General features: G+C 51.9%; 19 protein-coding genes. 9 read left to right on the top strand and 10 right to left on the bottom strand.

Annotated features, from left to right (window positions below; genetic code table 11):
• The first annotated feature begins 53 nt into the window (after positions 1 to 53).
• Entirely contained in the window at positions 54 to 3,305 is a 3,252-nt protein-coding gene (locus AC27K1_RS14080) for an ankyrin repeat domain-containing protein (RefSeq protein ID WP_487151409.1), read from the top strand.
• A gap of 179 nt (positions 3,306 to 3,484) precedes the next feature.
• Entirely contained in the window at positions 3,485 to 3,838 is a 354-nt protein-coding gene (locus AC27K1_RS14075) for a DMT family transporter (protein ID WP_487151408.1), read from the top strand.
• Between the two features lie 107 nt (positions 3,839 to 3,945).
• Here AC27K1_RS14075 and eutM read toward each other — a convergent pair whose 3' ends face one another.
• From eutM to AC27K1_RS14040, 7 genes are all read right to left on the bottom strand, one after another.
• Positions 3,946 to 4,230, bottom strand: a complete 285-nt coding sequence (eutM, locus tag AC27K1_RS14070; RefSeq protein WP_487151407.1) for an ethanolamine utilization microcompartment protein EutM — start codon at positions 4,228 to 4,230, stop codon at positions 3,946 to 3,948.
• A 102-nt stretch (positions 4,231 to 4,332) separates the two neighbouring features.
• Positions 4,333 to 4,905 carry a CsgG/HfaB family protein gene (locus tag AC27K1_RS14065; RefSeq protein WP_487151406.1) on the bottom strand — a complete coding sequence of 191 codons (573 nt, stop codon included), beginning with the start codon at positions 4,903 to 4,905 and terminating at the stop codon, positions 4,333 to 4,335.
• Entirely contained in the window at positions 4,898 to 6,367 is a 1,470-nt protein-coding gene (locus AC27K1_RS14060) for an acetaldehyde dehydrogenase (acetylating) (RefSeq protein ID WP_487151405.1), read from the bottom strand. The genes AC27K1_RS14065 and AC27K1_RS14060 overlap by 8 nt, the downstream gene beginning before the upstream one ends.
• Before the next feature lie 65 nt (positions 6,368 to 6,432).
• Positions 6,433 to 7,380, bottom strand: coding sequence for a choline TMA-lyase-activating enzyme (gene cutD, locus AC27K1_RS14055; RefSeq protein ID WP_487151403.1), 948 nt, complete (start codon positions 7,378 to 7,380; stop codon positions 6,433 to 6,435).
• 63 nt (positions 7,381 to 7,443) lie between these two features.
• On the bottom strand, positions 7,444 to 10,005 hold the full coding sequence (gene cutC / locus AC27K1_RS14050; protein WP_487151402.1) for a choline trimethylamine-lyase: 2,562 nt from the start codon (positions 10,003 to 10,005) through the stop codon (positions 7,444 to 7,446).
• Between the two features lie 82 nt (positions 10,006 to 10,087).
• Complete coding sequence (locus AC27K1_RS14045; RefSeq protein WP_487151401.1) at positions 10,088 to 10,372, bottom strand: BMC domain-containing protein; 285 nt, start codon at positions 10,370 to 10,372, stop codon at positions 10,088 to 10,090.
• A 24-nt stretch (positions 10,373 to 10,396) separates the two neighbouring features.
• Positions 10,397 to 10,675 carry a BMC domain-containing protein gene (locus AC27K1_RS14040; RefSeq protein WP_395179662.1) on the bottom strand — a complete coding sequence of 93 codons (279 nt, stop codon included), beginning with the start codon at positions 10,673 to 10,675 and terminating at the stop codon, positions 10,397 to 10,399.
• A gap of 714 nt (positions 10,676 to 11,389) precedes the next feature.
• Here AC27K1_RS14040 and AC27K1_RS14035 point away from each other — a divergent pair.
• Together AC27K1_RS14035 and AC27K1_RS14030 are read left to right on the top strand one after the other, a co-directional pair.
• Complete coding sequence (locus AC27K1_RS14035; RefSeq protein WP_487151399.1) at positions 11,390 to 12,496, top strand: hypothetical protein; 1,107 nt, start codon at positions 11,390 to 11,392, stop codon at positions 12,494 to 12,496.
• Positions 12,483 to 12,746, top strand: coding sequence for a hypothetical protein (locus tag AC27K1_RS14030; RefSeq protein WP_487151397.1), 264 nt, complete (start codon positions 12,483 to 12,485; stop codon positions 12,744 to 12,746). The genes AC27K1_RS14035 and AC27K1_RS14030 overlap by 14 nt, the downstream gene beginning before the upstream one ends.
• A 115-nt stretch (positions 12,747 to 12,861) precedes the next feature.
• Here AC27K1_RS14030 and AC27K1_RS14025 read toward each other — a convergent pair whose 3' ends face one another.
• The 3 genes from AC27K1_RS14025 to AC27K1_RS14015 all read right to left on the bottom strand — a co-directional run bounded on the left by AC27K1_RS14025 (position 12,862) and on the right by AC27K1_RS14015 (position 18,690).
• Positions 12,862 to 15,615, bottom strand: coding sequence for a hypothetical protein (locus AC27K1_RS14025; RefSeq protein ID WP_487151396.1), 2,754 nt, complete (start codon positions 15,613 to 15,615; stop codon positions 12,862 to 12,864).
• A 479-nt stretch (positions 15,616 to 16,094) separates the two neighbouring features.
• On the bottom strand, positions 16,095 to 16,547 hold the full coding sequence (locus AC27K1_RS14020; RefSeq protein ID WP_487151394.1) for a ferritin-like domain-containing protein: 453 nt from the start codon (positions 16,545 to 16,547) through the stop codon (positions 16,095 to 16,097).
• A gap of 1,372 nt (positions 16,548 to 17,919) precedes the next feature.
• Complete coding sequence (locus AC27K1_RS14015) at positions 17,920 to 18,690, bottom strand: helix-turn-helix transcriptional regulator (protein WP_487151393.1); 771 nt, start codon at positions 18,688 to 18,690, stop codon at positions 17,920 to 17,922.
• 299 nt (positions 18,691 to 18,989) lie between these two features.
• On the opposite strand from AC27K1_RS14015, the gene AC27K1_RS14010 reads away from it, so the two are divergent.
• From AC27K1_RS14010 to xylB, 5 genes are all read left to right on the top strand, one after another.
• Entirely contained in the window at positions 18,990 to 20,702 is a 1,713-nt protein-coding gene (locus tag AC27K1_RS14010) for a flavin monoamine oxidase family protein (RefSeq protein WP_487151392.1), read from the top strand.
• 424 nt (positions 20,703 to 21,126) lie between these two features.
• The gene (locus AC27K1_RS14005; protein ID WP_487151390.1) at positions 21,127 to 22,602 is read left to right on the top strand and encodes a sugar ABC transporter ATP-binding protein; all 1,476 of its coding nucleotides are present in this window, start codon (positions 21,127 to 21,129) and stop codon (positions 22,600 to 22,602) included.
• Positions 22,602 to 23,579, top strand: coding sequence for an ABC transporter permease (locus AC27K1_RS14000; protein ID WP_345198236.1), 978 nt, complete (start codon positions 22,602 to 22,604; stop codon positions 23,577 to 23,579). The genes AC27K1_RS14005 and AC27K1_RS14000 overlap by 1 nt, the downstream gene beginning before the upstream one ends.
• A 39-nt stretch (positions 23,580 to 23,618) precedes the next feature.
• A complete protein-coding gene (locus AC27K1_RS13995; protein WP_487151388.1) occupies positions 23,619 to 24,614 on the top strand; it encodes a sugar ABC transporter substrate-binding protein in 996 nt (331 codons plus the stop codon).
• A 112-nt stretch (positions 24,615 to 24,726) separates the two neighbouring features.
• Positions 24,727 to 26,190 (top strand): xylulokinase, encoded by a 1,464-nt coding sequence (xylB, locus tag AC27K1_RS13990; RefSeq protein ID WP_487151386.1) that lies wholly within the window; start codon positions 24,727 to 24,729, stop codon positions 26,188 to 26,190.
• Positions 26,191 to 26,218 lie beyond the last annotated feature (28 nt).

Here is a 26,218-nt window from a genome sequence, read left to right as displayed (position 1 = left end):
CAGGTGTCCGAAATCGCTTAACTACAATCATTAGTGGCAAGTAGCACCTTATCATGGACGGAACGCCTCCTCCACCCAGCGTCAGACCGGGAACAGGGCTATCGGACACTGTCGCGACAGGCGTCCATGACACCAATGCCCATACCCTTCGCCGTGTCGAAGCTGCCGTCACCCAGCGTCCGGAAACAGGCCGTGCGAAAGAAGCTGCCGCCCTGTCGCCTGAAAGGGTTACCGTTTCTGGCGCCGGGCCCCTGAGCAGTGAAGACAACCTGTCCACCGGGAGGTTAACCCGCTCCCCTGACATCGGTCAATGCACTGACCGCATGAAAGCCGCCCTGTTGTCAAAGGATCTGACAACCCTGCAATCCTTACTGACCGGGCCCGATGTTCTGTCGCGTATCAATGCATTTGACGGCAAAGCGATTGAAGCATTGATCCGCACTTGCATAGAGAAAGATTTACCCGATTTTTTAAAGCTATTTCTTGATAACAATGCTGTCAGCATCGGACTGGCTCATCTTGATGGCACCGTCCTGCATTGGGCTGCCGCTACAGGATCGAAAGCCTGTGTCAATTGGTTAATAAAAAACGTTCCTGAGATCAAGGAGCAAGCAGACAACCAAAATAATCTCCCCCTGCATCTTGCCGTGCAATACCGGCAAATCCTGTGCGTTGGAGTCATCCTGGTAAACTCACCGACAGGGCTGGCCCACTATAATAACAACGGTAGAACCCCGGTTCATGAAGCCGCCGCAGATGGCTATATTACCGGTCTGCGTTACATGATGAGGTTCCAACAGGCCAGGGAAACCCTGGTAAAGTTCAGTGGATATCTGACACCCTTAAGCTGCGCCGCCCTGAATGGACATCTGAATTGTGTGGAGTTTCTGGCGGCACAGAAGCCTGAAAGTCTGTCGGTTCCGAATAGCAATGGGTATCTGGCTATTCACACAGCTGCATTAAACGGAGCCCCCCTTTGCTTCAACTACCTGGCGGAGTGCTATCCCGACGGTTTGACAGTCGAAAACTACAATCGCGACATGCCTGTTCACCTTGCGGTTCAAAAAGGCCATCTGGCCATATTGCAGCAACTGGTTTACTACGCCAAAGGCAGAGAGTCGCTACTCAGTAAGGGAGGCAGAAGCATGGCCCCTGTAAACATCGCAGCTTACCAGGGCCATCTTGATTGTTTTATGTACTTGTCAGAAATGGTCAGGGTTGCTCTTTATGATGGGGATGATGAAGGCAATCTGCCCATTCACAATGCGGTGATTAATGGACACGGTGCGATTGTCAGTACAATAGCTAAACTACTGCCTGACTGCCTGCTGATAAAAAACCATAAAAGAGCGACGTCGGTCCATCTGGCCTTCGTGTATGGGCTTAAGGAAATCGCAACAGTGCTCCTGGGCAATAAGACGGTGAAAAAGCACCTCACCAGGATTGACCACCTGGCAACATTAACAACAAAATCCCCCGAATGCGCTTCCTTATTAACGGAAGCAAGAATGTCACAGGCGCACGATTTCATACCGGTTAACGGTTTTAATAAAGAAGCATTATTTCGCAACGCCTGGAAGCGAAAAGAGGACGCCCAGATGTCGGCCCTGCTTGATCGCAGCAGTCCGCCCAGGAAAACAGTGACTGTCAGCAAAACGGTTGACGCACTGGACCTCAACCCCGAAATGTCGCACTTGTCAGTACTTGAAAAGTGGGCTGAAAACCTGTTGGCCAGCCTGGAATGCATAGGTATTTACTGCCAGCTTGATATAAGCAAAATAGATACGGAAGGTCAGTTTTCAACGCTTGGAGATTTGGCCGCATCAGTACGAATGATTAAACCGCTTGCCGCTATGGGGGCAAGGAAAATCGTTCTTGTGTGCTCACCGCCCGTTGAAGACGCCACGCTGGTCACTAGGGGAGCTTTCCCGGGCCGAACGAAACGGAACTATGATCAGGCTCTCCCTATCGCGAGAGCCAAGCTCGCCAGACTGTTACCGGGTTTTGATGACAAAAAACCTACCCCTCAAGCCATTAAAATCAACGAATGCGAAGTGTATGTTTATTCGAGTGATGACGTCGGCATACCTGAACCTTCCGTTATGTTTTCCTTCAAGACGATAGAACAACAACATGTCTTTGGCGGTCATATTAACGGCAATTTCATAACCATAAAGCCTTTTCGTTTCGCAAGCGGCTGGCAACTTTTTTTTACCGATGTGCATGGCATGGAATGCAACACCTATCCATTGTATTTTCCTGAGAACAGTGTCATTCCCGAGCCTGAAGATAAACCGGTCTTTGGCGGAAACCGGTTTGATATTTGCCCTGGCACTGATCCAACAGACGTCTTATGCCGTAATATCCAAAGCCTTATTGAAAAAAGCCGGGCCGGGGACGTCAACCTGGGTGTTGTCTATGGTTTGCATCATCCGATGATCGACCATACCGAGAAAAAGAACATTTTGACAACATGGCTCATCGCCGTAAAACAATGGGCGGAGCAACCGGGCGAAACGCATAAACCCACCGTAATCACCGTTTCATCAGGCGTGGTGATTGATCTTGAAATGCTGAAGAAGATCGCAAAAGCCGCGTATTTGCCTGTCACCGTAATGGATCTCAGCGGCAGCGACGCGCACCGTCAATTAGCACAATTAAAGCCCGGAGAGACAGGGCTGTGTCTGTTACACACTCTACCCAACCCCATATTTAATGAACTGGTGCTGAGTTCAAATTTACCCGTATTGGCGGAAGGCGCGAACCTGCACGCATTTACATTGCAAAAGGGGCTGTTTTGCCTGTATATCCGGCCAGGGGGCGATACACCGGCTACCCTGGATATGGGGGCGCCACTTGAGGCGCTGCTGGTTGAAGCGACATCCCGGAAACTGGCACTTCGCAGCAGCGAAAAGAAACTATTGAAGTGGATCAATTACAAGCTGCGTAACAAGCAACACAGCGATATTGATATGCAATTACTGGATATGATCGACATGCCGTACCTCGTTTATTTAGGGCGCGAACCTGCCCCGGATCGACCGGTGACGTTCAAGGGCCTGCTGGACAAACTCAAGGCAGGAACGCTGGGCGAAAGAGGCAGGGAAATACTGATATCCGCCACTGACGCACCGGAAAAATCCTGCCTGGAGTATATCCGCGCCTGCAGGGATGCAGATTCACTGATGGCGCATCATCACAGACTGAAAAAAATCCATGTCACCCGACCCATATGCAATAAACTGGTTTTATCGCTGGTTCAGTTTGGTTGGATCAAGAGACTACTGCCACCCCGATGGCCGTAACGGCAGATATTACCCTGGGAAGTCTCTGCAGGGCGGCACTTCTCCTCCACTGACGGCAATCGGTGTTACCGGTTACCTGGCGCTGAATCACGACGGGAAAATCACGGCAATTTGCCATTGGTCGTTTGGCCATTACCCCTTAGACTACGCCGCCTTGAACACCTGAATGGGGTCGTAAGATGTTGCAGTTTCTTACTGCGCTGCCGCCAATGGTCGCATTACCCATCGCCATCGCCTGCGAAGTGGTTGCGACGTCCATGCTGCCGAAAACACAACAGTTCAGTCAGCCGATACCTACGCTCATCACTCTGGCGGGCTATGCGTTTGCGTTCTTTCTGTTATCCATCACCGTGAAAACGGTTCCTATCGGTATTGCCTACGCGATCTGGTGCGGTGCCGGTATCGTACTGGTGGGATTGATCAGTTGGCTGTGGCATGGCCAGCAGCTGGATCTGCCAGCGATTTTTGGTATCTGTCTGATTATGGCGGGCACCATTGTGATTAATGTGTTTTCCCGAACCGTGTCACACTGACAGCTTACGCGCCTGCTGACTGCAGATCATAAGAACAAAAAAAAACGGGCCCGGATTATTATTCCGGGCCCGTTTTTTTATGCTGCAGATAGCAAACGCTATGAAGTTTACTTTGTCTGAGCAGGCAGAATTACTTCCACTTCCTCATGGGGACGCGGGATCACGTGCACAGACACCAGCTCACCGACGCGCTGGGCTGCCGCAGCACCGGCATCTGTCGCAGCTTTAACAGCGCCGACATCACCCCGCACCATCACAGTCACCAGACCACCACCAGCCCGTTCCTTGCCAACCAGCGTAACGTTGGCCGCTTTCACCATGGCGTCAGCCGCTTCAATCGCGCCGACCAGCCCCTTGGTTTCAATCATACCCAGTGCGTTGCTTACCGCCATTTCTTACTCCCGTAAATGTGTTGCAAAACCGTATCCGTAACCTTTCGCTGCAGTAGACCTACAAGTTTGAGAGCATCCTACTGTCTGCATTTGTTTTGTGATTTATTTCAGTCTCACTAAGTCAGTGGCAATTTCTTCCGCCATTTCGATCATCATTTCATCTACGCTAGGTGCAAGTAACCCTCGACCAGCAGAAGATTTAGAATACAATTGTGTCCAAATCATTTGCCCAGTCTCTGCACTAACCAGCTTTAATGACATTGATATTTTAGTTGGAGTGGCTATGGGCACAGAGGGAACACCCTGCTCGAAACGAGTTACACGCCCCTTCAAAAGGGCATCAGCATTGATTAGTTGCTTTTTAGCAATAGCAGTTTCGTCATTCAACAAGTCTTCTGGCAGACGATGTTCTGCTATTACAGCGTTCAATTGTGTTCTATCGACAATGGCTTCAAAAACACCGTGGTTGTCTAACACCATAGATATCATATCTGCAGCGGTGTTGGCATCAGGGACACCATCAAAAGGCAAAATTGCTATTCTCTTTACAGAGGAAACGGGATAGTTAGGGTTAGTAAACCCCTTTTTCGCCGTAGAACCGCAGCCAGAAATATTCAGAATAACCAAAGCCAGAGTGAATGAAACTAGAATTTTTTTCATCGCTATATCAATCATGTTGCTCACATAACAGCTGGCTGATCACCTTGCGTGTTAATACTTCAATATCAATGTCAGTTGTGGATGCCGTAGGCTCTGAACCGGATGCCAGTGACTCCGGCTCAATCAGACCAAAGGCGACATAACGCTTGTTAAACAGGTGTAATGGCGTCACGTTGTCCGACGTCGATGATCCACCAATTCCGCCGCACCCCAGCGTGAAGGCCGGAGGCAGACCGGTAGTTGCCCCAACACCACCATGGGTCGCGGGCGTATTCACCACCAGGCGGGACACCGGCTTCTTGAGCGCAAACTCCTGGATCAACAGGTGATCCTGCGTATGCAGCGCCAGCGTGTGCCCTGCCCCCTCGTAATGGAGCAATTCCATGCACAGCTCACAAGCCTCATGGGCGTCCTGCACCCGGTAGAAGCCCAGCAGCGGGGAAAGTTTTTCCCAAGAGAACGGGAAGTCCTTCCCAACGTTTTCCCGCGCTTGCTCGGCTACCAGCACCTGCGTAAAAGGCGGGACTTCTACACCGGCCATGCGTGCAATTGCTGCTGCAGGTTTACCCACAATTTTTGAATTCAGACCGCCTCGTGGATTTTTGATCAGCGCTTCCAGCTTGCTGATTTCTTCCTGATTCAGGAAATAGCAGCCCTGTTCGATCATCTCCGCACGCACGGTATCGGCAATCACGTGCTCTGTGACCACATGCTGTTCCGATGCACAGATCGTCCCGTAATCAAACGTTTTACCGGTGATCACATGGCGCACGGCTTTCTTGATATCCGCTGTCCGCTCAATGAATGCCGGGACATTACCGGGGCCAACGCCCAGCGCCGGAGTGCCGGAGCTGTAAGCCGCCCGCACCATTGCCGAACCACCGGTAGCCAAGATGATGCCGGTATCCCGATGTTTCATCAGCTCGGCCGTACCTTCCTGTGTGGGATAGGCCATGACACTGACCAGGTCTTCCGGCGCACCCTGACGCTTCAGGGCTGAACGCAGAAGTTCAACCGTACGCGTGATGGCATTCAGTGCGGCAGGATGGGGACTGATCACCACAGCATTACCCGCCTTTACGGAAATCATCGCCTTATAGATGGCCGTTGACGTCGGGTTGGTAGACGGCACCAGACCGGCGACCACACCAAACGGCACCGCCACTTCCATCAACTGCTGTTCCTTGTCCTGGGCAATAATCCCGACGGTTTTCATGTCCTTGATGGAGTTCCAGAGAATCCGGCTGGCCAGCAGGTTCTTGGTCACCTTGTCCCTGACCCGGCCAAAGCCCGTCTCTTTCACTGCCCTATCTGCCAGTTCGTGGGCATGCTGTTCCGCGATGTCCGCCATGGCCTTGACGAGCGTGTTGACCTGGGCCTGACTGTAACCGGCAAGAATCTTCTGTGCCGCCCGGGCTTTCGCCAGCAGGCAACGCACATCCTGCACCGAGAGCAGGTCTTTATCGAAGTCTTCCAACGGATGTCACCATTATTTTCCAAACCCTGTTTTTTTGCAGCGAAACGCAAACAGCTACAGGGGAATTAATGCCTTACAACCCGAATATCAAAATCAAACCGGTTGAAAAACGCGTCCAGCTGGTTCAGCTCTTCATTACTGTAACCACCGACATGCTCGGCCGGATACGCCAGGTCCAGCATCTTGTACTTGGTTTTGCCCATCTGGTGATAAGGCAGGACATCAATACGCTGGATGCCGCCTTTTTTCGCCAGCGCCGTGACGTAATCAATCGCGCCGGTAATCGCGTCATAGGAGTCGTTGTAGCCACGGATCAGCGGCATACGGATGGCAATGTTGGCGTTCAGTTCAACCAGGCGTTCCAGGTTACGCTTCACCGCTTCATTGCCGATACCAAAGATCGCCTTATGCTTCCCGGTATCAATATGCTTGATATCGAAAAGGAAAAGATCGGTGTACGGCGCAAGTTTTTCGTAATTCTCCAGCGCCGTGGAACCGTTGGTTTCGATGGCTGTATTGATCATGTTGCGTTTGCATTCCGCCAGCAATTTAGCGGCAAAATCCGCCTGCAGCGTGCACTCGCCGCCACTGAGGGTAACGCCACCGCCGGAAGCCATGTAGAAGTTGTAATCCTGCAGGATCACATCCATCAGTTCCGCCACGGTGACATCCTGCCCCATGATTTTCAGGGCACCGCCCAGGCAGTTCTCTTCACAGTGCCGGCAGCCCACACAGTTAACGGAACGATCAATGCCATTCGGGGTATGCACCCCTACCGGACAGACTTCCACACAGCGACCGCAATGCACGCATTTATCGGCATTGAACATCACCTGGTAGGCAAAACTGATACTTTCCGGGTTGGAACACCAGGGGCAGCGCAGGTTACAGCCCTTGAAAAACACCAGCGTCCGGATGCCATCGCCATCGTAAATGGAATATTTCTGGATATTGAAGATCCGACCTTTGGGCTCTTCAGCGCCCGAGGTCGCGATCAATGAAGTGCTATGCATGCTCGTCATTCAACCCTGTCTGTGGAAAACGCCGGCAACACGACAGGTGTTGCCGGCATCCAATCAGAAGCCTTCAATCACAGTACGGCTGATGATTTCGTCCTGAACTTCCTTGCACAGTTCAACAAAGTACGCGCTGTAACCAGCGACACGGACGATCAGGTCACGGTATTTTTCCGGTTCCTTCTGCGCCTTGAGCAGCACTTCGTTATCCACATAACTGAACTGCATCTGACCGTTACCCAGGATGGAGGCGGTACGCAGCAGGGTGATCAGGCCATTCTTGCCTTCCGGCGTATCCAGCAGGCCTTTCAGGAACTTGAAGTTATGCACCATGCCGATGTTCATGGATTCCACGTTCATCTGGCTGACGGACTTGATCACCGCGGTAGGACCGCACTTGTCCGCACCTTGTGAAGGGCTGATACCGTCAGACAGCGGCATCCAGGCTTTACGGCCATTAGGCGTCGCAGACGTCAGTTCACCGATCGGCGTGTTGTTGGAAATGGACAGGGTACCGTGGCTCATTGTTGAGTAGAGCATCTGGTACTTGCGGCATTCCTTTTCAGTCCACTCGGTCACTTCACGGGCAAACTCATCCGCATAGGGATCGTCATTGCCGTACTTGGGCGCATTGATGCAGTCACGATGCAGCTGTTCATAACCTTCGAAGTTGGCTTCCAGGGCATCACGCATTTGTTCCAGGGTGTACTTTCTGTCTTCGAAGACCAGCTTCTTGATCGCAGCCATGGAGTCTGCATAGGTCGCCAGACCGGAGAAGATCAGACCCGGGCCATGGTTGACCACGGCGCCACCACCGGCAACATCCTTACCGCTTTCCATGCAGCCTTCCACCAGCAGTGACATCAGCGGCTTGGGCGCCATGTCACGGTGAACCCGCTGGCTGATCACGGTACCGATAGCAGACATTTTCACAATATGGGCAATCTGAACTTTTGCTGCTGCTTCGAAATCCTCAAAGGTTTTGAAACTGTCCAGGCTGCCAGTATCAATACCCTGCACACTGTTATACAGGGTCATACGACCGCGGTTCAGAATGAATTCAAAGACAATCGGCCACTGGGTGTAACCGGTAGACGTCCATTGGTAGATACGGCCTGACTTCTGGGGTTCCACGCAGCCCATCATGCAGTAGTCTCGGGCATCTTCGAAATCGAAGCCCTTGCGCAGCATCATCTTGATATGAGAATCATCAAAGTGGCAGGCCGGGAAGCCCATACCCGCTTTCACCACCTCAACGATCTTCTCCATGTATTCCTGTGGAGACTGGTTGTGGATACGGCAAGCCAGTGATGGCTGGTACACCTTGATGAAACGCACAGCGTCCATCATCAGGTAGGTCAGGTCGTTACAGGCGTCGCCACCGGTACGCTTCTGGCCACCGACGGTCAGGTTGATAAATGGCTGGTAACCGGCAAAGTACTTGGCGCCCAGTTCGCTGGACATCCACATCATCTCGGAACACTTGATGATGAACGCCTGCATCAGTTCCAGCGCCTTGTCACGGGTCAGACGGCCGGATTCAATATCGGCGGCATACATCGGGTAGCAGTACTGGTCCATACGGCCCAGGGAGAGGCCGGTCTGGTTCTCTTCCACCTCGAACAGGGATTCAACAGTCCAGACAGCCTGCAGGGCTTCGTGGAAAGTCCTGGGCGGATTCGCAGGCACATTGTCGTTCACTTCGGCAATGGCCATCAGCTCGGCACGACGGGCCGGGTCGGTTTCACGACCGGCCAGTGTCCGGGCGTGCTCGGCCAGACGACGTGCGTAGGTCACCACACCTTCACAGGTATCAATGGCAGCCTTGTAGAAATAGATCTTGTCGATATCACCCGGGTTTTCCATGCTCAGGGTGGCCAGGCGAGCCTCAGCATCCGCCTTGATACCGTTCATGCCCTTGGTCACCAGCAGGACGTCAAAACCGGGGCAGGTATCGCCACCACCGTTGATCTGGTGATAGGACAGGTCACTGACGTAAGTCTCACCGCTGAATTCCCAGATACCGGCTTCACGGTAGAGCGCTTCACAGACTTCATCGACAGAACGTCCGGTCCAGAAAGGCACAATCTGTTCCCGGATGACCTGCTTGTCCGCTTCGGAGATTTCAAAGGGATCCTGGGGACGGGTGCTCATGGTGTCGAGCTCTTCTTCCACCCAGCGCCAGGCGATATCAGGGGAGAAGGCACCAGCACGTGGCTTGCCGCAAGGATGACCAACAATCAGCTCGTCATTCTGAATCAGCAGCGGTGCAGTTTCGCATGCGGCCCGGAAGGATTTTGCACGCAGCATGATCGGCGGCAAGCCGGGGTTCTTTTTGGCAACTTCAGTAAATGCCAGTGCACGGTAAATAGAGACACTCGGACGGGCTTTCAGGTATTGATCCCGCAGGCGCTGCATACGGGGCGTCAAGCCTTCCATCAGTTTGCCGGAAGCAGGACTTGGCTCCGGCTGCTTGCCGCTGGCGGCTGGCAGGTGCTGGATGATCTCCCGGACCAGCTGGCGAAGTGTTTCTTCGCTGACGCCGTCCAGGGAAGTGTTTGACGGGGACGTGGAACCGAAGCGCTGGTCGTCGAATATGCTGGTGTTTTGCATCGTGGTCATCGCGAACTAAAGCCTTAAGTGGAAAGCCTCAGGGCCTGTTAATCCGTCCTGGGGCTATTACAATGAATCTGATCGTCAGCCCTTATTCACCCAGGAGGTATTGGGCCACAATCCGCTCTACGTCATCGTGGGGGCGGGGAATTACCAGTGCCGTCTGCATTTCTCCAACGTCTTTGGCCGCAGCGACGGCAGCATCGACGGCAGCCCTGACGGCACCCACATCCCCTTTCACCATGGCGGATACAAGGCCTGAACCGACGTTTTCATAGCCAATCAATTCCACGTTGGCAGCCTTGCACATGGCATCCGTGGCATAGACGCAGGTGACAAGGCCTTTGGTCTCAATCAGCCCCAGCGCATTACTCATTTACAGCTCCTGACGACAAGGAGGTTACGGTTTATGCAAAACCATGATCTTTTTGACGGTGTCGTGGGGGCGAGGGATCACGGCCGAGGTGACATACCCTTCTGCCCGCTTGGCGGCTTCCACGCCGGCATCCACGGCGGCCTGTACGGCGCCTACGTCGCCCTGGACCATGGTGGTTACGAAGCCCGAGCCAATATTTTCGTAACCGATCATTTCAACATCAGCTGATTTGGACATGGCGTCGGTCGCTTCCAGGTTGGCCACCACACCCCATGTTTCTATCATCCCTAATGCGTTGCTCATCGGGCTCTCCGATACAATAAAATCGCCGTATCATTCACGAATCAGTGATGACAGGCGTTAACATCAGCCATGAACCCGCTTGAAAGTCGTGCACGTGTGATTTGTCAGTCAGGACAATAAAACGTCTAACAAGAGTGAACGCCACCAAACAAATTCAGAACGAGATAATACGCATTGAACGGTTTTAACCTTTGAGAAGAATCAATAAAGAAACGACAAATTTGATAATTCTCACCGGTAAGCACCCATATTCTGTTGATTCAGGGCACAAGAAGCAGAAAACGCCCAAAACCGGCAGGAAATGCTCAAAAACCAGTAGGCATAGACAATATTATTTTCTATTTTGATTACGCCTATTTTTTAATAAATCAACAAATTACAAACAATAAATCACAAGAAATGATTTATATCAGTTTATCCCACCAGGAAATCTGCAAGTATGCGCCCCGCATAACAATGATTTAATCAACCGTTATCGGTCAATTAAATCAAAGGTAATACCGGAAAAGGAATAATGCTCGGAACTGACACATGTCAGCGATTCAAAGATGACCATGTGCTTTCACATTCAAAGAACTCAATCCAGTCTATACATTTAATCGGGAGCCTGACTTTTTTACTCTCGAGAGGTTCCTGCGCGTTTAAATCCAGTTGAGTTGTTTGACCAGAGCATGACACCGGCTTGAACAGTAACCAAGATAGGAAACCCAATCGATGAGCGGGGCAGTCGCCACTGGTAATATGATGGCCCACCAGGCCAAGGCCAAACTGGATTTTGATTTCAAACGACGGGGCATCATCATCGCCCTGCTGTCCGGCATGTTCTACGGCTGTTATACAGCCTTCATGACCCTGGGAATGTCCACCGGCAGCTGGGTCGACTGGTACGGCGTCAACACCGCCGGCCTGTCAGCCTTTGCCATCACCTACCTGCTTGGCGCGCTGGGCGCCGCCACCACCGATACCTTCAGCGCCGTCTGGTCACTGGGCTTCGCCACCGCCCGGGGACGGGTGGGCGACTTTTTTCGCTGCATGAAAACACGGCCCGGGATGATCATGGCGGTCGCGGCCATTATCGGCGGCCCGCTGGCCAGCACCGCCTACGTGATCGGCCTGCAGAAAGCCGGTTCCATCATCGTGCCGATCAGCGCACTCTGCCCGGCCATCGGCGCCATCCTGGGTCGCTTCCTGTTCAAACAGGAACTCAATTCCCGCATGATGCTCGGCATCCTGATCTGCTTTATCGCCAGCTGCATGATTGCCAGCACCAGCCTCGGCGGTGAAGCGCCGGAAGGCTTGATGGTCGGCCTGTTCTTCGGCTTTATCGCCGCGCTGGGCTGGGGTATTGAAGGCTGTGTCTGCGGCTACGGCACGTCCATGATCGATTCTGAAATCGGCATCACTATCCGCCAGGTGACGTCCGGCATGACCAACCTGATCATCCTGGTGCCCCTGTTCGGCATGATGTCCAACCACGACATCGCCACGCTCAGCCTTGTGCAGCAGTCGTTTATCAACAGCGATTCCACCCTCTGGTTCATCATTGCCGGCCTGTGCGCCTACCTGACGTTCATGTTCTGGTACAAGGGAACCAGCATGTGCGGCGCGGCGCTGGGCATGTCCTGTAACGGCACCTTCTCCTTCTGGGGTCCGTTCTGCTGCTGGCTGCTGCTCGGCGTGATCTTCGGACTGGACGGCTGGACCATTCCGCCGATCGCCTGGGCCGCCGCCGTACTGATGGTCGTGGGTATTTTCGTGATCGCCATGAACCCGATGGATCTGCTGAAAAAGAAAGAGGTAGGCCTGTATGAAGCCGCTTAATTACGCACTGCTGAAATATTTCACCACGGTTGAGGAAGCCTGCGTGGCAGACGTCATGGAAGCGCTGAAAGCCGATTACAGCCACTTCAAGGCCTTCAGGAAAGACGCCATCACCTCCGCGCTGATGACCGCTGAAACCAACGGCCTGCTGGAAGAAACCCGTTTCGATCTGGATGACAACAACGCGTTACGGGTTTACTACCGCGCCCATGAATCCGGTGCGGCAACGATCAACCAGTATATCCTGTAACCGGCTATAACCCTGCCTGACCGGCGACGTTGACGGCTAACGGACGACGCCGGATCAGGCCTGATTCCAGGGAGATTCAGCATAAGGGTTATTTGCCCGGTACTCCCATCCTGCATTACCGCCACTCAGCGGTGGCCGCAAGCTTTGTACTCCCCATGGGAATGACATTGACCAGGGATTTATCCTCTGAATTCACAAAACCCTTCGAGTCATCCGCCCTTTTGTCCTCTGCGACGTAAGCCGTGATATGCGGCGTTTTTGACTGTATTTCAACATCCACATCCATACCGTCTGTCATTGTTGTGACGCCTGAAACCCTGAATGCCGATGAACCTGACGCTATTTCAATGACGAGCGCATCGACACTGATCTGGCAGGGGGTACCGTGCGCCAGGATCTTTTCTTCATCCATTCCGATGATGCCCCGGGAAGTATCCCACGGTTTCATCAGGGAAGATCGAACCTGCTTACTGATAAAGAGCTGCGTTAAATGTTCACAATGCATTTGTCCTTTCGCCTCTGGCGATACATGACCATCGGCGATATCCAGCAGCTGCCGCCTGTCCATTTCATGGAGTTTTAACGCGACATAAGATATGCCCCCCAGGCATGACGTGATCACATGTTCAGGGCCGGGATTATTGATATGTTTGCAGATGTCGTGTGCAATCTCGCGTATGGGACGCTTTAAATCCATTAACGCATCCTGCCTTTCCTGAAAAAATTGTTTTTTCTGGTCAACTGTTTTTTTCTTGTGCAGCGCCCCTTTCGCCAGGATTGCCAGCGCTTCATCATGTTTAATCGTATCTACCATTGCGGCTTTTTTTGAACCATAGGAAAAGGATGAGAATTCACTCCAGACATCGCTAGCCCTTTTAACGACATCTTCGAATGGTTTGGTAAATTTTCCGAGCACTAACGAATCCATACACTCTGACCGTCTGATGATACCGGCTATGCCCACCATCAGGCCAAGCCACGTTTTAGCCTGGTTGGAAGCCACAAACATAAACCTGCAGCGCAGATTCTGCACTAACGCGATATATTTCATGTAATGGTTCAGGTTTGCGTTGCATCGACTGACGATAATGGTCTTGAGACCGTTATCTTTCCTGATCATGTGATACAGCGCTCCCTGGGTAGCGTTGGTATCTCCCCAAAACATGTCCTGCTCAATGAAGTCACAGTCAGGTAACATTTCACACAGTGTTTGAGCGATGGCTGTTTTTCCTGATCCCTGGACACCCTGCAGAAACACAATGAATGGTTCCTTCCCGGCAGCCCTTTCCTTATAGGGCGAAAGCAACCCGGATTTGAGAAAGGCTTTCTTATCAAATTCGCCAAGGTCCGAGGATGTGATTTTTATATCCATTAAGTGTTTCTCGGCGAGATATTCCTGCCAGACATCGTTGAAGCCGCTCATATTGAAACAGGCCTCGTATTTCTCGCCAGGAATCTGCATGAGCAGCCTGCAGGGATACTGTTTTTCGATCATCCAGAAACCAAAATCCATCAGCCGATGGATTACCCTTGCCGCAGCGTCCGTTGTCAATTGATGATAATCCGCGGATTCAATAAACCTGTTGATGATTCCAGGCATCTGGTGCGTGCCATTAATGTATTGTTGCCGACCCATTCGCTTGACGACATACGGGATGGTCTTAACTTTCAGCAACTGGGTTTCATTGGTGTTTGTGTTCCTGATATACAGTACGACGCCTTCATTGTCTTTCAATCGATAGTTTTTGACCATTGCTTCAAATTTTTCCTGGTCGTCGCCCGGTTTAAATACCTCTTCATAGTCAACCGTTTTGATACCGTGTTGCCTGAGTGTAGCCAGCGTCTTGATGGTATTGTCCGGCCGTCCGAGTTTAAACAGGCCGAACCAGCTGATGGTATTGTCACCCTTCATGAAATGCTGACCGTCTTCAAGTTCGCCTACCAGGCTATACCCTTCTTCAAAACGATCCATCAGCTTTTGGATGTTTTCCCAGTTAGTGACGATATCGTTAAATATACTCACAAGCGCCTTATAATAAATCTCATTTTTTTCTCTTGATGGCGGGATAAAATCCTTCATGTTTTCAGCCCAGATTGTTTTATGTACGTTTTTTGTACCCGCTGTCAGCAGGACTTTTCCTTGGTGCCTTTTGGCTTTTACAATGGAAAATGTGCCGTTCGCCTTGATACAACTCACAATGGAACAACAACCTTTCTGAATCCATTGTCTGGTTTTTTCCGCATCATATACGCTGCCGATGACATCCCGATCTTCATGATCATCGTCATAACGGGTATCTATTCCCGAGAATTTACAGGGTCCCTGAATGGCATGGATAAACTCGCCAGTTTGAAAATCAAAAACCAGGGTCATTGCCCGGGGCAATAGTGTTACCAGGAGGGGATTGTTCTGGTAAATTTTATCAGCAGTATAAGTGTATTTAGTATTCAGCCTGACAGATATCGATAAAAATTCTATCTTTTGATCTTTATCTTTTGGCAGATCTGTCTTGAAATTCATCAATGCTTCCAGCTTTTTCTTTTTAGATTCTAACAAGCCTTCCATGATTTCCGGGTGCGAGTACTTGATAAAATTCCAAAATATCTCTTTCGCCTTAATATTTTTGATATCGCAGCCGCTAAACGGGGCCTGGGCAGATTGCATCACACGCATTTCGGTTTCGCTTTTTCCAGGATTATGTACCGCTGCCGCTCTTTCATGGACTGACTTGCCTGTTTCGCATCCCCCCGATGCGTCTGAAGGCATTAACCTCCCCGTTCCCGAACTGGCTGAAACCTCTGAACCTGTTGGCTTTTGACCTTCATGACTCCCCCCTGTAGGGGCAGCGGTCAGTTTACTCGCTTCCATAATGACTACCTGCTGTTTTGCTGAAATCTCCTGAATGAGACGGGTTTTAGATGTATGCTCACGGGTTCAGGGAGGATTGCAGCTTCTGGCATAAGCCCTTCCGAAACCACCGAGAAAAAGGGGATTATCAGTTTTTTGCCTGTCCCGTTTAATTTCGCCGTTTAATACCAGCAGAGTGTCAGTCACTACACTGAAACATCTGTAAACAGCGCCATACTCAATAGGACATAGTCTCTCTTGTTTTGATGAATAAATGTTGGGTATGCTTGTGGGCTTGTCAGTGCTTCGGCTTAATTAACGCACCTGGTTACCCACCTGGAAAATCGCCGAATGAAAACGATCAGGGGTTTGGTTCAAGCCTGGAGCCTGAACAACCCCGGACCAGGGCTTCACTGTTTGAGTCATAAGGGCCAGTTTAAACAACGTCCCGGACTGTTTGCTGTAACCTCTCTGCTTTACCCATTGAAATACCGCTACCGTCAGACAACACTGGCTATCTCGCCGGGCTTACGCAACATTTTATCGATATCACCGATATGCGTTTCTTCTTCCGTGATTAAACGTCGGGCGTATTCTTCGATCAGCACAGATTTTCCCTTTTCAGCCAATGCCAGCAGCTCGTAGTAATGGGCCACGCCTTCTTTCTCAAACTGCAGTGATTCTGTCAGGATATCGTGGATATCATGCCGGGAGGTTTCCAGTAATTCGCCAATACTGATCGAGGGGTGTTGACCGAAGTAAGTAATCAATTCCCCGGCTTCATGGGCGTGAGCCAGGGTTTCCTGGGCCGCACTGCGGAACCATCCAACAATCGGTATTCGACTGTATCCAAACACCATAAAGCTGTAATGGGTGTATCGCACAACGCCGGCCAGTTCATGTTCAAGAATATCGTTCAGTTTGACCACGATCTCAGCGGTATGAGTGGACATTTTAGCTGCTCACTTTTCTGTTGGACTCATCAGGCCGCTTGAGTATAGACATAACTGAAGTTACGTATCGGGCTGTTCGAATAGCAGGGACCATTTCACAGTTCTCACTTTTCTGTTACTCATCAGGCCGCTTGAGTATAGGGATAAGACAAACACGCACCCTGAAGGGTTCGCATATTGTCAGTATTCCCAGATTCATTCAGTCTCCGCGGCAAAGGATCTTCATTGGGAATCATTTTCATGATTAGCAGAAATTTCACGTTAAAAGACAAAGAATTTCTTGTCTTTATTCATAACCGATACTGACAGATTGGTTAACCAGACAGGAACTAATAGCGCGAGAAGATACCTAATTTGAAGACGTTACACTTTAAGGCACTTTAGCCTCAGTTATTTCGGGAAAGTCCTTCTACTCAAAAAATCAGGCATCAAACATTATGAATACAGTCACTTTCACATCCATCAGATTCAGGCAATCAACACAAAACTTGCCAGAACAACCCGATGAAAATCGCCAAACGAGCACTGAGACTGAATGTGTCAGATGCACACAATTAATCTCTCAAATAGACTCGCATAAAGGGTTATATGAGAGACATCTTCAAGAGGTGCATCTTCAACCTGCGTATTATCATTACATTGATTTCCTCAATCATACTCCATCTTACAATAACTCTTGCGAGGCATGCATTGAACACATGGGTAAGATAAAGACATTTTCCAGTGATCTCCGGGATCACATCAGAGCAGATAAAAACAATAAGAATCATTACACTTGTGGGCTTGGTGACTTATGTGCAAGAGACGTCTTCCCAGACCCAGACCTTTTAATAGAACACTGGAAATCAGCACATCGCAGATCAGAATCAATCGAAGGCAGTCGCAATCGAAAATATCTATGCCGCCATAAAAATGATCAACAGGAATTTTGCATGGCCACTTTTGAGCATGGTTTAAACCATAAAATTCATGAACTCACTCACTCACACCAGCAACAACGATACGTTCAAGTGTGATTTTCCAGATTGCGAATATATATTTCTTCGCCCCGGACATTTAACCGAACATGTTGCAACATGCCATGAGAGCCACGCAGCCCCGCCTCTAAACACGCGGGTACATCATCAACCGTTTTATCACGCTCAAGTAAGCACGACAGCCAGTTACCAAAATTGCATCACGATGTTTCGTAATACTATAGAACACTTTTTTGGTAACAGAAATCAACCCTGGCCAAATAGATGATTACCCATCAATCATCAGAAACACAGTGCATCAACCCGTTGCTCGCTATCAAGGAATCACCAGCGAACAAAAAATATTCGACATGTGTTTGATCCCGAATGACCCTATCAATGAATGAATCCTGACACTACCCCGACGATGTCATTAATTTATGCGCCAACGCGGTACGATTCTGTACCGAGAGTTTAGAGAAAATATTCTTCATATGGGTTCGCACGGTGGCAAAGCTAATATCAAGCTCGTAAGAAATGGCTTTATCCCCTTTACCCATTAATACTTTCGTGGCTATTTCAGCTTCCCGTGCTGTCAGCGCATAGGTGTCTGTTAACCGTTCCGGATTGATCGTTTGTGCAGATTGATTTGCAGCGGCCTCTACGTCATTTTGCCCGATATGTTTTAATCCCTGGGTGATGTATGGCCTGAGTGTCTGCAGGATTTCCAGGTCATTCTGCGTAAAATTACGCCTGCCGGCATGTCGCCAGATTCTCAGATCCCCAATATTCAGGTCATTATCCAGGGCGTACATATTCACGCCGTAATGCAGGCCATCTTTACCCAGGAAATCATTATAAAACTCGGTTTTGACCAGCTCCGCCTGGCTGATCACTTCGTTTACGCTACTGGCTTTACCCAGGGACTGCAGTTTGAATGTGATGGGATCATTAAACTGGTAATAGTCTTCATAACACTTGAGGTTGTTGTTATCCATATTGATGGACACACGCTCGGTGAAACATTGCTGTTGCTCATTCCATACAAATGACGCATAAAAATCTGCTTCCAGCAGTTCCAGGAGTCGATAACCGAGATGCAGACGCAAAGCACTGCTCGAATCTGACTGATTCAATAAATCAATAATGTCATACAGGTTTCTGAGTTTTGTTCCTGTCAGGTGCATCGCGGTCTCCCTCGCAACAGCAAGAACGTAAAATACCCTATAAAAAGAATGAAAACAAAGTCACCAGTGACAATCTCTTAATGACATGAAAGCTAAGCGTCATCGAATAAGATGGCAGCGTCACGCAAACACAATCATTTCTGCACAATTTCAGTGCATTAATTCTCTCCAATTGTGACTCACTCATCAAAATTGAGGATACAGGCATTTGATTTTTTGCTGGTAACGTTAGTTTACAGGCTGCGGTAAGCCGTTATTCCAACGAATAAAACGCACAATAACAAGGCAAGGGAAAAGCGATGACGTTCTTTGTTACCCGTAAAAGTGGATTACCCCGCGCAGAATCGGACCAACTCCAGAAAAGCTTTATCGATATTCTCTACGACCATCGAAAATTCCTTGATGACCACGGCGGATTCCTCGGCCCGGAATCCCTGGCCAGACTGTGCGGCGATAAAAAAATTGCCATTATTGGCGCAGGACCTGCCGGGCTCGCCTCGGCCTGGTTCCTGATGAAAATGGGGTTAAAACCCGATATCTACGAAGCCGAGGAAGCCCGGGTCGGCGGCAGGATCTGGACACACCACTGCACAGACGAGCCGAACGCCCTGTTTGAAATGGGCGCCATGCGGGTTCCCCCTTCCGAGCAGATTTTCAGGTATTTTGCCGATTTGTTCGCAATGCCTTCGGAGCCATTCCCGGATCCCGGCATTGTCGATACGCGGCTTCAGTACCAGGGCAAAACCTATAACTGGCACGAGGGTGAGGATGTTCCGGCGATATTCCGGGCGGTAAAGGAAGACTGGGAATCACTGGTCGCCAACACCATGGTACCGATCGCCAACAACCTCAAGAACGGTGACTTTGACCAGGCACAGACACAATGGCAGGCATTGCTGACCGGCAAAGACACGGGCTGGAGCAACCTCAGTTTCTATGGCGCACTGAAACAACAGTTTCCCCACTGGACGGCCAGGGAGTTTGACCTGTTCGGCACGCTGGGCATTGGTTCCGGCGGCTTCGGTCCGCTGTATGCGGTTAACTTCGCCGAGATCGCCCGGCTGGTGATTAATGGCCTGGAAGATTCCCAGGAATTCTATCCCGAAGGCATGGACAAGCTGATCGACGGTCTTTATTCCACCCGGACCCCCATCCATGACAGTACGCCGCAGTCCCTGGAAACCTGGAGCCAGATCCGTTTCAACCAGCCGGTGAAATCAGTCACCAGCAAGCCGGATGGCCGGGTTGAACTGATATCCGTTGATCCCTGCGGACATACCTGCACGGACTATTACGATGCCGTCATCGTCGCCACCACGACCCGCTCCATGGAAATTGATCTGCGGCTGACCAACCCGGTCGAGACCTCTCCGCTGAATAACGACGAGATCACTGCCGTTGAGAACCTTCACCTGATGAACTCGTCCAAGCTGTTTCTGCGGACCCGCACCAAGTTCTGGAAAAGTGAGGAATGGAAATCCCGCAACCTGCCGGAAAACATTCAAACGGATGGCCTCTGCCGGGGCGTTTATTGCCTGGATTATCCCGGCACCGACAGCGGCGTCGTACTGCTCAGCTACACCTGGGGCGATGATTCCACCAAACTGATTGCCCTGGATGTCGGCACCCGGGAAAAGATTCTGCTGAATTCGCTGGAGTCCGCCTGCCCTGAATTTGTCGCAAAACTGAGGGAGGAAGTCTGCGACAACAAGAACGTTGACTGGCAGCTGGAACCCAATTATTTCGGCGCCTTCAAACTGAATTACCCCGGGCAGGACCTGGAAACCCGGCATCTGTACAGCCAGTTCCTCTCCGTCAAAAACCCGGAAACCGACAAAGGCGTGTACCTGGCCGGCGACAGCGTTTCCTGGTCCGGCGGCTGGATTGAAGGCGCCCTGCAGACGGCGCTGAATGCTTCGGCAGCGGTGATCGCCCGACTGGCGGGTGAACAGGCACTCCATCCAGACAATCCCCTCAAGCAGACATCAGACCTCTTTGATTACGGTACCTGAAGCGGCTGTGCACTATGCATCACCGGCACGGCCCTGCTTCGGGCTGAGCCGGTGATCAATATGACGCATTTTATTATGCTGAAGAAAGCCATCAGGATCCCAACGGTTGGGTAAAAACCGTCAAGGTTGCAGGCCATAATCCGCGTTTATTCAGACCGAGCCGGACAATGGCTGCTCCATACTTCCTGGGCCTGTTTCTGACATCATTGATCTGGCGCATACGCTTTTAATACCTCACAACAACATCAAACACCTTCCAACATTGATAAACATCAATAATCAGAAACACAAACAATGATTCAATTCGCCACCCTATAGGCTGCTTTTCTGCAATCCCGGTAAACGCTGTTTACCCTCCCGCAGACAGGGTTTCCGTTCTCCGCGGGACTCAGACTACCAGTGAGACAACCACTTGAACGTTGAGATGAAAGGCATTTGCAAGGCTTTCGGCCATGTGAATGTCCTGACCGATATTGCATTGTCGATTGCCGACGGTGAAGTGCATGCCCTGATGGGCGAGAACGGCGCCGGCAAATCCACCCTGATCAAGATCCTGGCGGGTGTCTACACCCGGGACAGCGGCACGGTCACCATTGACGGCGTGGCGGTGGACGCCTGCAGTATTGCCGCCTGCCAGCAACTGGGCATCGCCTATGTGCACCAGGAACTGAACGTCATCAACGACATGTCCATTGCCGACAACCTGTTCCTCGGCCGTGAACTGCGTAACCGGTTCGGTTTCATCGACCGTCCGCGCATGAACCAGACCTGCGTCGAGCTGCTTAACGAACTGCACCTCGAACACCTGTCGCCTGGTACCCTGATGCGACAGCTCAGTGTCGGTTATCAGCAGATGATCGAAATTGCCAAGGCATTGCTGATCAACGCCCGCCTGATCATTCTGGATGAGCCCACCGCGGCGCTGACCGACAAGGAAATCCGCACACTGTTCACTATTGTGCGAAAACTCAAGGCACAGGGTGTCAGCTTCCTGTATGTCTCGCACCGGATGAATGAAATCTTTGAGCTGTCTGACCGCATTACCGTCCTGCGGGATGGCCGTTATATCGGCACCTGCCAGACCGCCGACGTGAATGAAGATGACCTGGTCAAAATGATGACCGGGCGAAGCATCGACAACCTCTACACCGCCAGTGAAGCCATACCTGGTGATATCGCGCTGGAACTCCGCAACCTGGGTTCAGCGGGGCAGTACGAGGATGTCAGTTTTACCCTGCGCGCTGGCGAAGTCCTCGGCTTTGCCGGTTTGATGGGGGCAGGCCGCTCAGAAGTCATGCACGGCATTTTTGGCAGCTATCCTGCCGAAACCGGTGAAATCCATATTCACGGGCGGCCGGTAACCATCAAAACCCCCCGTGACGCCAGCAGACACGGCATTGCCTTTGTCACCGAAAACCGCAAGGAAGAAGGCCTGATACTGGACTTCAACCTCACCGAAAATACGACACTGCCTTCGCTCGACAGCTTTCGCAAAAACGGGCTGGTTAATGACGCCGCACTGGTTTCCACCACGGATCAGCACATTGCCCGGTTGCATATCAAGACCAGCAGCCGCGACCAGAAACTGAAAAACCTCAGCGGCGGCAACCAGCAGAAAGTGGTGCTGGCCAAATGGCTGGAAACCCGGCCTGACATCCTGATTCTGGATGAACCGACCCGCGGCGTAGATATCGGCGCTAAAAAAGAAATCTACGACATCATCAACACACTTAAACAACAGGGTGTCGCCATTATCGTCGTCTCCAGTGAACTCTCTGAAGTGATGGGTATCTCGGACCGGCTGGCCATTATGCATCAACGCCGGCTGGTCAAAATCGCCGACACCGATACCCTCACCCAGGACCAGGTTTTGAAATACGCTTTTACAGGTGCCCAGTAATGTCTACCCTTTCAGCCAGCGCCGTCAGCCCCCGCAGGAAGCCCAGCCTGTCGGAGATTTATGAGAAGTATGGCCTGTTCGTTATTCTGATCGGGCTGTGTGTACTCTTCACCTGCCTGAACCCTAACTTTTTCTCGCTGTATAACCTGCAGAATATTTTTAAGCAGTCGTCTATTAACGGCCTCATTGCCTTTGGTATGACGTTTGTCATTCTGCTGGGCTGTATTGATCTGTCCGTCGGTTCTGTACTGGCGCTCGTCGGTTACCTGACCGGTGTCATGCTGGTGAACTTCCAGCTGCCGATCGCCATTGCCCTGCCTGTGGCGCTGGCGCTGGGCATTATCCTGGGGCTTATCAATGGCCTGCTGGTTGCCCGGGTCAAACTGCAACCCTTCATCGCCACACTGATTACCATGACCGTTTACCGCGGGCTGACCCTGATCATTTCCGATGGCATGCCGGTGCGTAATATCGGTGATGTGTCGTCCATGATCGCGTGGATCAACCGGGGCAGCATCGGCATTCTGCCTGTCTCCATGATCGTATTCCTGGTGGTGCTGGTCATCCTGATGGTGCTGTTGCACAAGACCGTATTCGGCCGTCAGCTCTACGCCACCGGCGGTAACGAGGAAGCGGCCCGGCTCTCCACCGTGCCGACCGACAAGATCAAGATCCTGGGTTACATGCTGTGCGGTTTGCTCTCCGCCATGGCCGCCATCCTTTACATCGCCCGTTACAACTCGATCTATCCCAACGCCGGCGTCGGTATGGAACTCGATGCCATTGCCGCCGTCGTCATCGGTGGCACCAGCATGACCGGCGGCCGTGGTCGAATCACCGGCACCTTTATCGGCGTGCTGATCATCGGCGTCCTGAATAACGGCCTGAACCTGCTGGGCATCTCCTCGTTCTACCAGGAGGTGATCAAGGGGCTGGTCATCCTGTTTGCTGTCGTCATCGACATCAAGAAGAAGTAACACCTTACACACACTGTCATTAGGAAGCGTCGTCGTACCATGAAAAAACTACTGGCCGTATCCTGCCTTACCCTTGCCGCAACCGGTCTCCTGGCAGGCTGCTCTGATCAAAACAGTGCGGACACCACCGCCACTGATCAGAAGACCATTGCCCTGATGATCTCCAACCGTTCCAACGAATTCTTCGGCGTGCTGGAGCGTTCCGCGGTCGAACAGGCAAAAACCCTGGGTTACAACATTGAAGTGTACGACGGCGGTAACGACGCCACCCGTCAGCCCAGCCAGGTGGAAGACGCCATTACCAAGGGCGTCAGCGCCATCATCATCAACCCGCTGAACCAGGACGCCACCCGCAGCGTGCTGAATGACGCCATTGATCGAAACATCCCGATCGTGTCCGTTGACACCACCGTCGCCAATGTGGACATGCTGGCCCGCGTTGCCACCGACAACGTCGATGGCGGCAAGTTCGCGGCCGAATGGCTGGTGAAAAAGTCCGGTATCAACCCGGAAGAGCTAACCGGTGTCATTCACATGCAGGGACTGGACGGCCACAGCGCCCACATCACCCGCGCAAAAGGTTTCACTGACTACCTGACATCCGCAGAAGCTGGTGCTGCCTGGAATGCGCTGACCGCCGATCCCCAGAAGTACATTCGCCTGACGGGCGACTTTGCCCAGGACGTGGCCCAGTCCGTACTGGAAGCCAAACTGAGCGCTCTGGATCCGGCAGGCAAATACGTGATCTACAACGAAAACGATGTCATGGCGATTGGCTCCATCGGCGCCATCAAGAACGACAGCCGTTTCAACCTGGACAATTTCACCATCATTGGCTTTGACGGTTCCTCTGAGGGCAAGCGTCTGGTGGATGCTGGCGATATGCAGGTCACCATCGTTCAGGATTTCCAGTACATCGGTGAACACGCCGTGAATGTGCTGGATGATTTCCTGAAGAACAACATCAAGCCAGCCAGCGCGGATATCCCTGTTGAGGTCATCATGTACCCCGACGCACAGAATCCCCGCGGCTGAGTAGCGGGATATTGCCCGGTCCGCACAGCGCAGCGTCTGTGCGGACACCTTACATTCAGGACAGCAGGCTCCCTGCTGTGACAGTCCTTCACTTCCGGCAACAATTACGCGCATGTTCCTTGGTATTGATCTGGGCACCTCCGGTGTCAAAACCGTTCTGCTGTCTGACACCGATGCCATCATTGGCCAGGCCAGCGCTCCCCTGACCGTTTCCCGTCCGCAGCCACTCTGGTCAGAACAGCATCCGGATGACTGGTGGCAGGCCGTCTGCGCCAGCATTGAGAGTCTCCGGCAGCAACATGATCTGTCCGGTGTGCAAGCAATTGGCCTGTCGGGGCAAATGCATGGCGCCACCGTGCTGGATCATGACTTGCGCCCACTGCGCCCCGCCATTCTCTGGAATGATGGCCGAAGCCAGGCGGAATGCCTGGAGCTGGAAGAGCTTCTACCCGAATTGCGCGCAATTACCGGCAACCAGGCCATGCCGGGATTCACCGCACCGAAACTGCGCTGGCTTCAGAAACATGAGCCCGAGATTTTCTCCCGAATTCATAAAGTGCTGCTGCCCAAGGACTATATCCGGTTGCAGCTGACCGGTTGCTGTCTATCGGATCTTTCTGACAGCGCCGGTACGCTCTGGCTGGATGTTGCGAAACGTCAGTGGTCAGAAACCATGCTCGCCAGTTGCGGGCTGACGCTCGAACACATGCCCGAACTGAGGGAAGGCTCACAGGTCGCCGGTTATTTAAAACCCGATATTGCACGACAGTGGGGCATGAAGCCCGTACCCGTTGCCGCGGGCGGTGGTGACAATGCAGCCGGCGCGATCGGTACCGGCGTGACCGAACCGGGTCAGGGTATCCTGTCCCTGGGAACGTCCGGCGTCATTTTTGTCGTAAGTGACGACTATCGCAGCAACCCCGCCAACGGTGTACACAGTTTCTGCCATGCCCTGCCCAATCGCTGGCATCTTATGTCCGTCATGCTGAGCGCCGCCGGATGCCTGGACTGGCTCGCCCAACTGACCGGCGCTGTCGATGTCCCAACTCTGTTGGCAGAAGCAGAACAGGCTCAGCCCCAGGAAAGTCTGTATTTCCTGCCTTACCTGAACGGTGAGCGTACGCCACACAATAATCCCACGGCATCCGGCGTTTTCTTTGGTATGACCGGCGCAACAACCCGCGCCCAGCTGACACTGGCAGTACTGGAAGGTGTCGCCATGGGATTAAACGATGGCCTGGAAGCGTTGAACGCAACGGGTATTACCATCAATGAAATGACGCTGATTGGCGGCGGCGCCCGCAGTCCGCTCTGGCGACAGATGCTTGCCAATATATTGAACATGCCACTGAGTTATCGCCGTGGCGGCGAGGTGGGACCCGCCCTGGGTGCTGCCCGGCTGGCGCGTCTTTGTCTATATGGCGACCAACCGGTGGTAACCGCAAGGGTCTGCCCTGTGCCGGAACTGATTGAGACAGTCTCGCCTGATACCAATGCGGTTGAGCACAATAAAAAGCGCCAAACCCGGTTCAGGCGCCTTTACCTGGCGCTCAAGGACGAATTTTCAGCCTCTTGACACTTTACAGGGGAACTGTGTGTTGCGT

It is taken from the genome of Kistimonas ophiarachnellae, assembly GCF_057552235.1.
Note: the sequence above shows the minus strand (reverse complement) of the source record. Positions and strands in the feature narration are given on the sequence as shown.

What these genes read in the sequence shown, in the direction of transcription:
- AC27K1_RS14080 (WP_487151409.1), top strand. Translation starts at nt 54, where the DNA reads ATGGACGGAACGCCTCCTCCACCCAGCGTCAGACCGGGAACAGGGCTA.
- AC27K1_RS14075 (WP_487151408.1), top strand. Translation starts at nt 3,485, where the DNA reads ATGTTGCAGTTTCTTACTGCGCTGCCGCCAATGGTCGCATTACCCATC.
- eutM (WP_487151407.1), bottom strand. Translation starts at nt 4,230, where the DNA reads ATGGCGGTAAGCAACGCACTGGGTATGATTGAAACCAAGGGGCTGGTC.
- AC27K1_RS14065 (WP_487151406.1), bottom strand. Translation starts at nt 4,905, where the DNA reads ATGATTGATATAGCGATGAAAAAAATTCTAGTTTCATTCACTCTGGCT.
- cutD (WP_487151403.1), bottom strand. Translation starts at nt 7,380, where the DNA reads ATGCATAGCACTTCATTGATCGCGACCTCGGGCGCTGAAGAGCCCAAA.
- cutC (WP_487151402.1), bottom strand. Translation starts at nt 10,005, where the DNA reads ATGACCACGATGCAAAACACCAGCATATTCGACGACCAGCGCTTCGGT.
- AC27K1_RS14045 (WP_487151401.1), bottom strand. Translation starts at nt 10,372, where the DNA reads ATGAGTAATGCGCTGGGGCTGATTGAGACCAAAGGCCTTGTCACCTGC.
- AC27K1_RS14040 (WP_395179662.1), bottom strand. Translation starts at nt 10,675, where the DNA reads ATGAGCAACGCATTAGGGATGATAGAAACATGGGGTGTGGTGGCCAAC.
- AC27K1_RS14035 (WP_487151399.1), top strand. Translation starts at nt 11,390, where the DNA reads ATGAGCGGGGCAGTCGCCACTGGTAATATGATGGCCCACCAGGCCAAG.
- AC27K1_RS14030 (WP_487151397.1), top strand. Translation starts at nt 12,483, where the DNA reads ATGAAGCCGCTTAATTACGCACTGCTGAAATATTTCACCACGGTTGAG.
- AC27K1_RS14025 (WP_487151396.1), bottom strand. Translation starts at nt 15,615, where the DNA reads ATGGAAGCGAGTAAACTGACCGCTGCCCCTACAGGGGGGAGTCATGAA.
- AC27K1_RS14020 (WP_487151394.1), bottom strand. Translation starts at nt 16,547, where the DNA reads ATGTCCACTCATACCGCTGAGATCGTGGTCAAACTGAACGATATTCTT.
- AC27K1_RS14015 (WP_487151393.1), bottom strand. Translation starts at nt 18,690, where the DNA reads ATGCACCTGACAGGAACAAAACTCAGAAACCTGTATGACATTATTGAT.
- AC27K1_RS14010 (WP_487151392.1), top strand. Translation starts at nt 18,990, where the DNA reads ATGACGTTCTTTGTTACCCGTAAAAGTGGATTACCCCGCGCAGAATCG.
- AC27K1_RS14005 (WP_487151390.1), top strand. Translation starts at nt 21,127, where the DNA reads ATGAAAGGCATTTGCAAGGCTTTCGGCCATGTGAATGTCCTGACCGAT.
- AC27K1_RS14000 (WP_345198236.1), top strand. Translation starts at nt 22,602, where the DNA reads ATGTCTACCCTTTCAGCCAGCGCCGTCAGCCCCCGCAGGAAGCCCAGC.
- AC27K1_RS13995 (WP_487151388.1), top strand. Translation starts at nt 23,619, where the DNA reads ATGAAAAAACTACTGGCCGTATCCTGCCTTACCCTTGCCGCAACCGGT.
- xylB (WP_487151386.1), top strand. Translation starts at nt 24,727, where the DNA reads ATGTTCCTTGGTATTGATCTGGGCACCTCCGGTGTCAAAACCGTTCTG.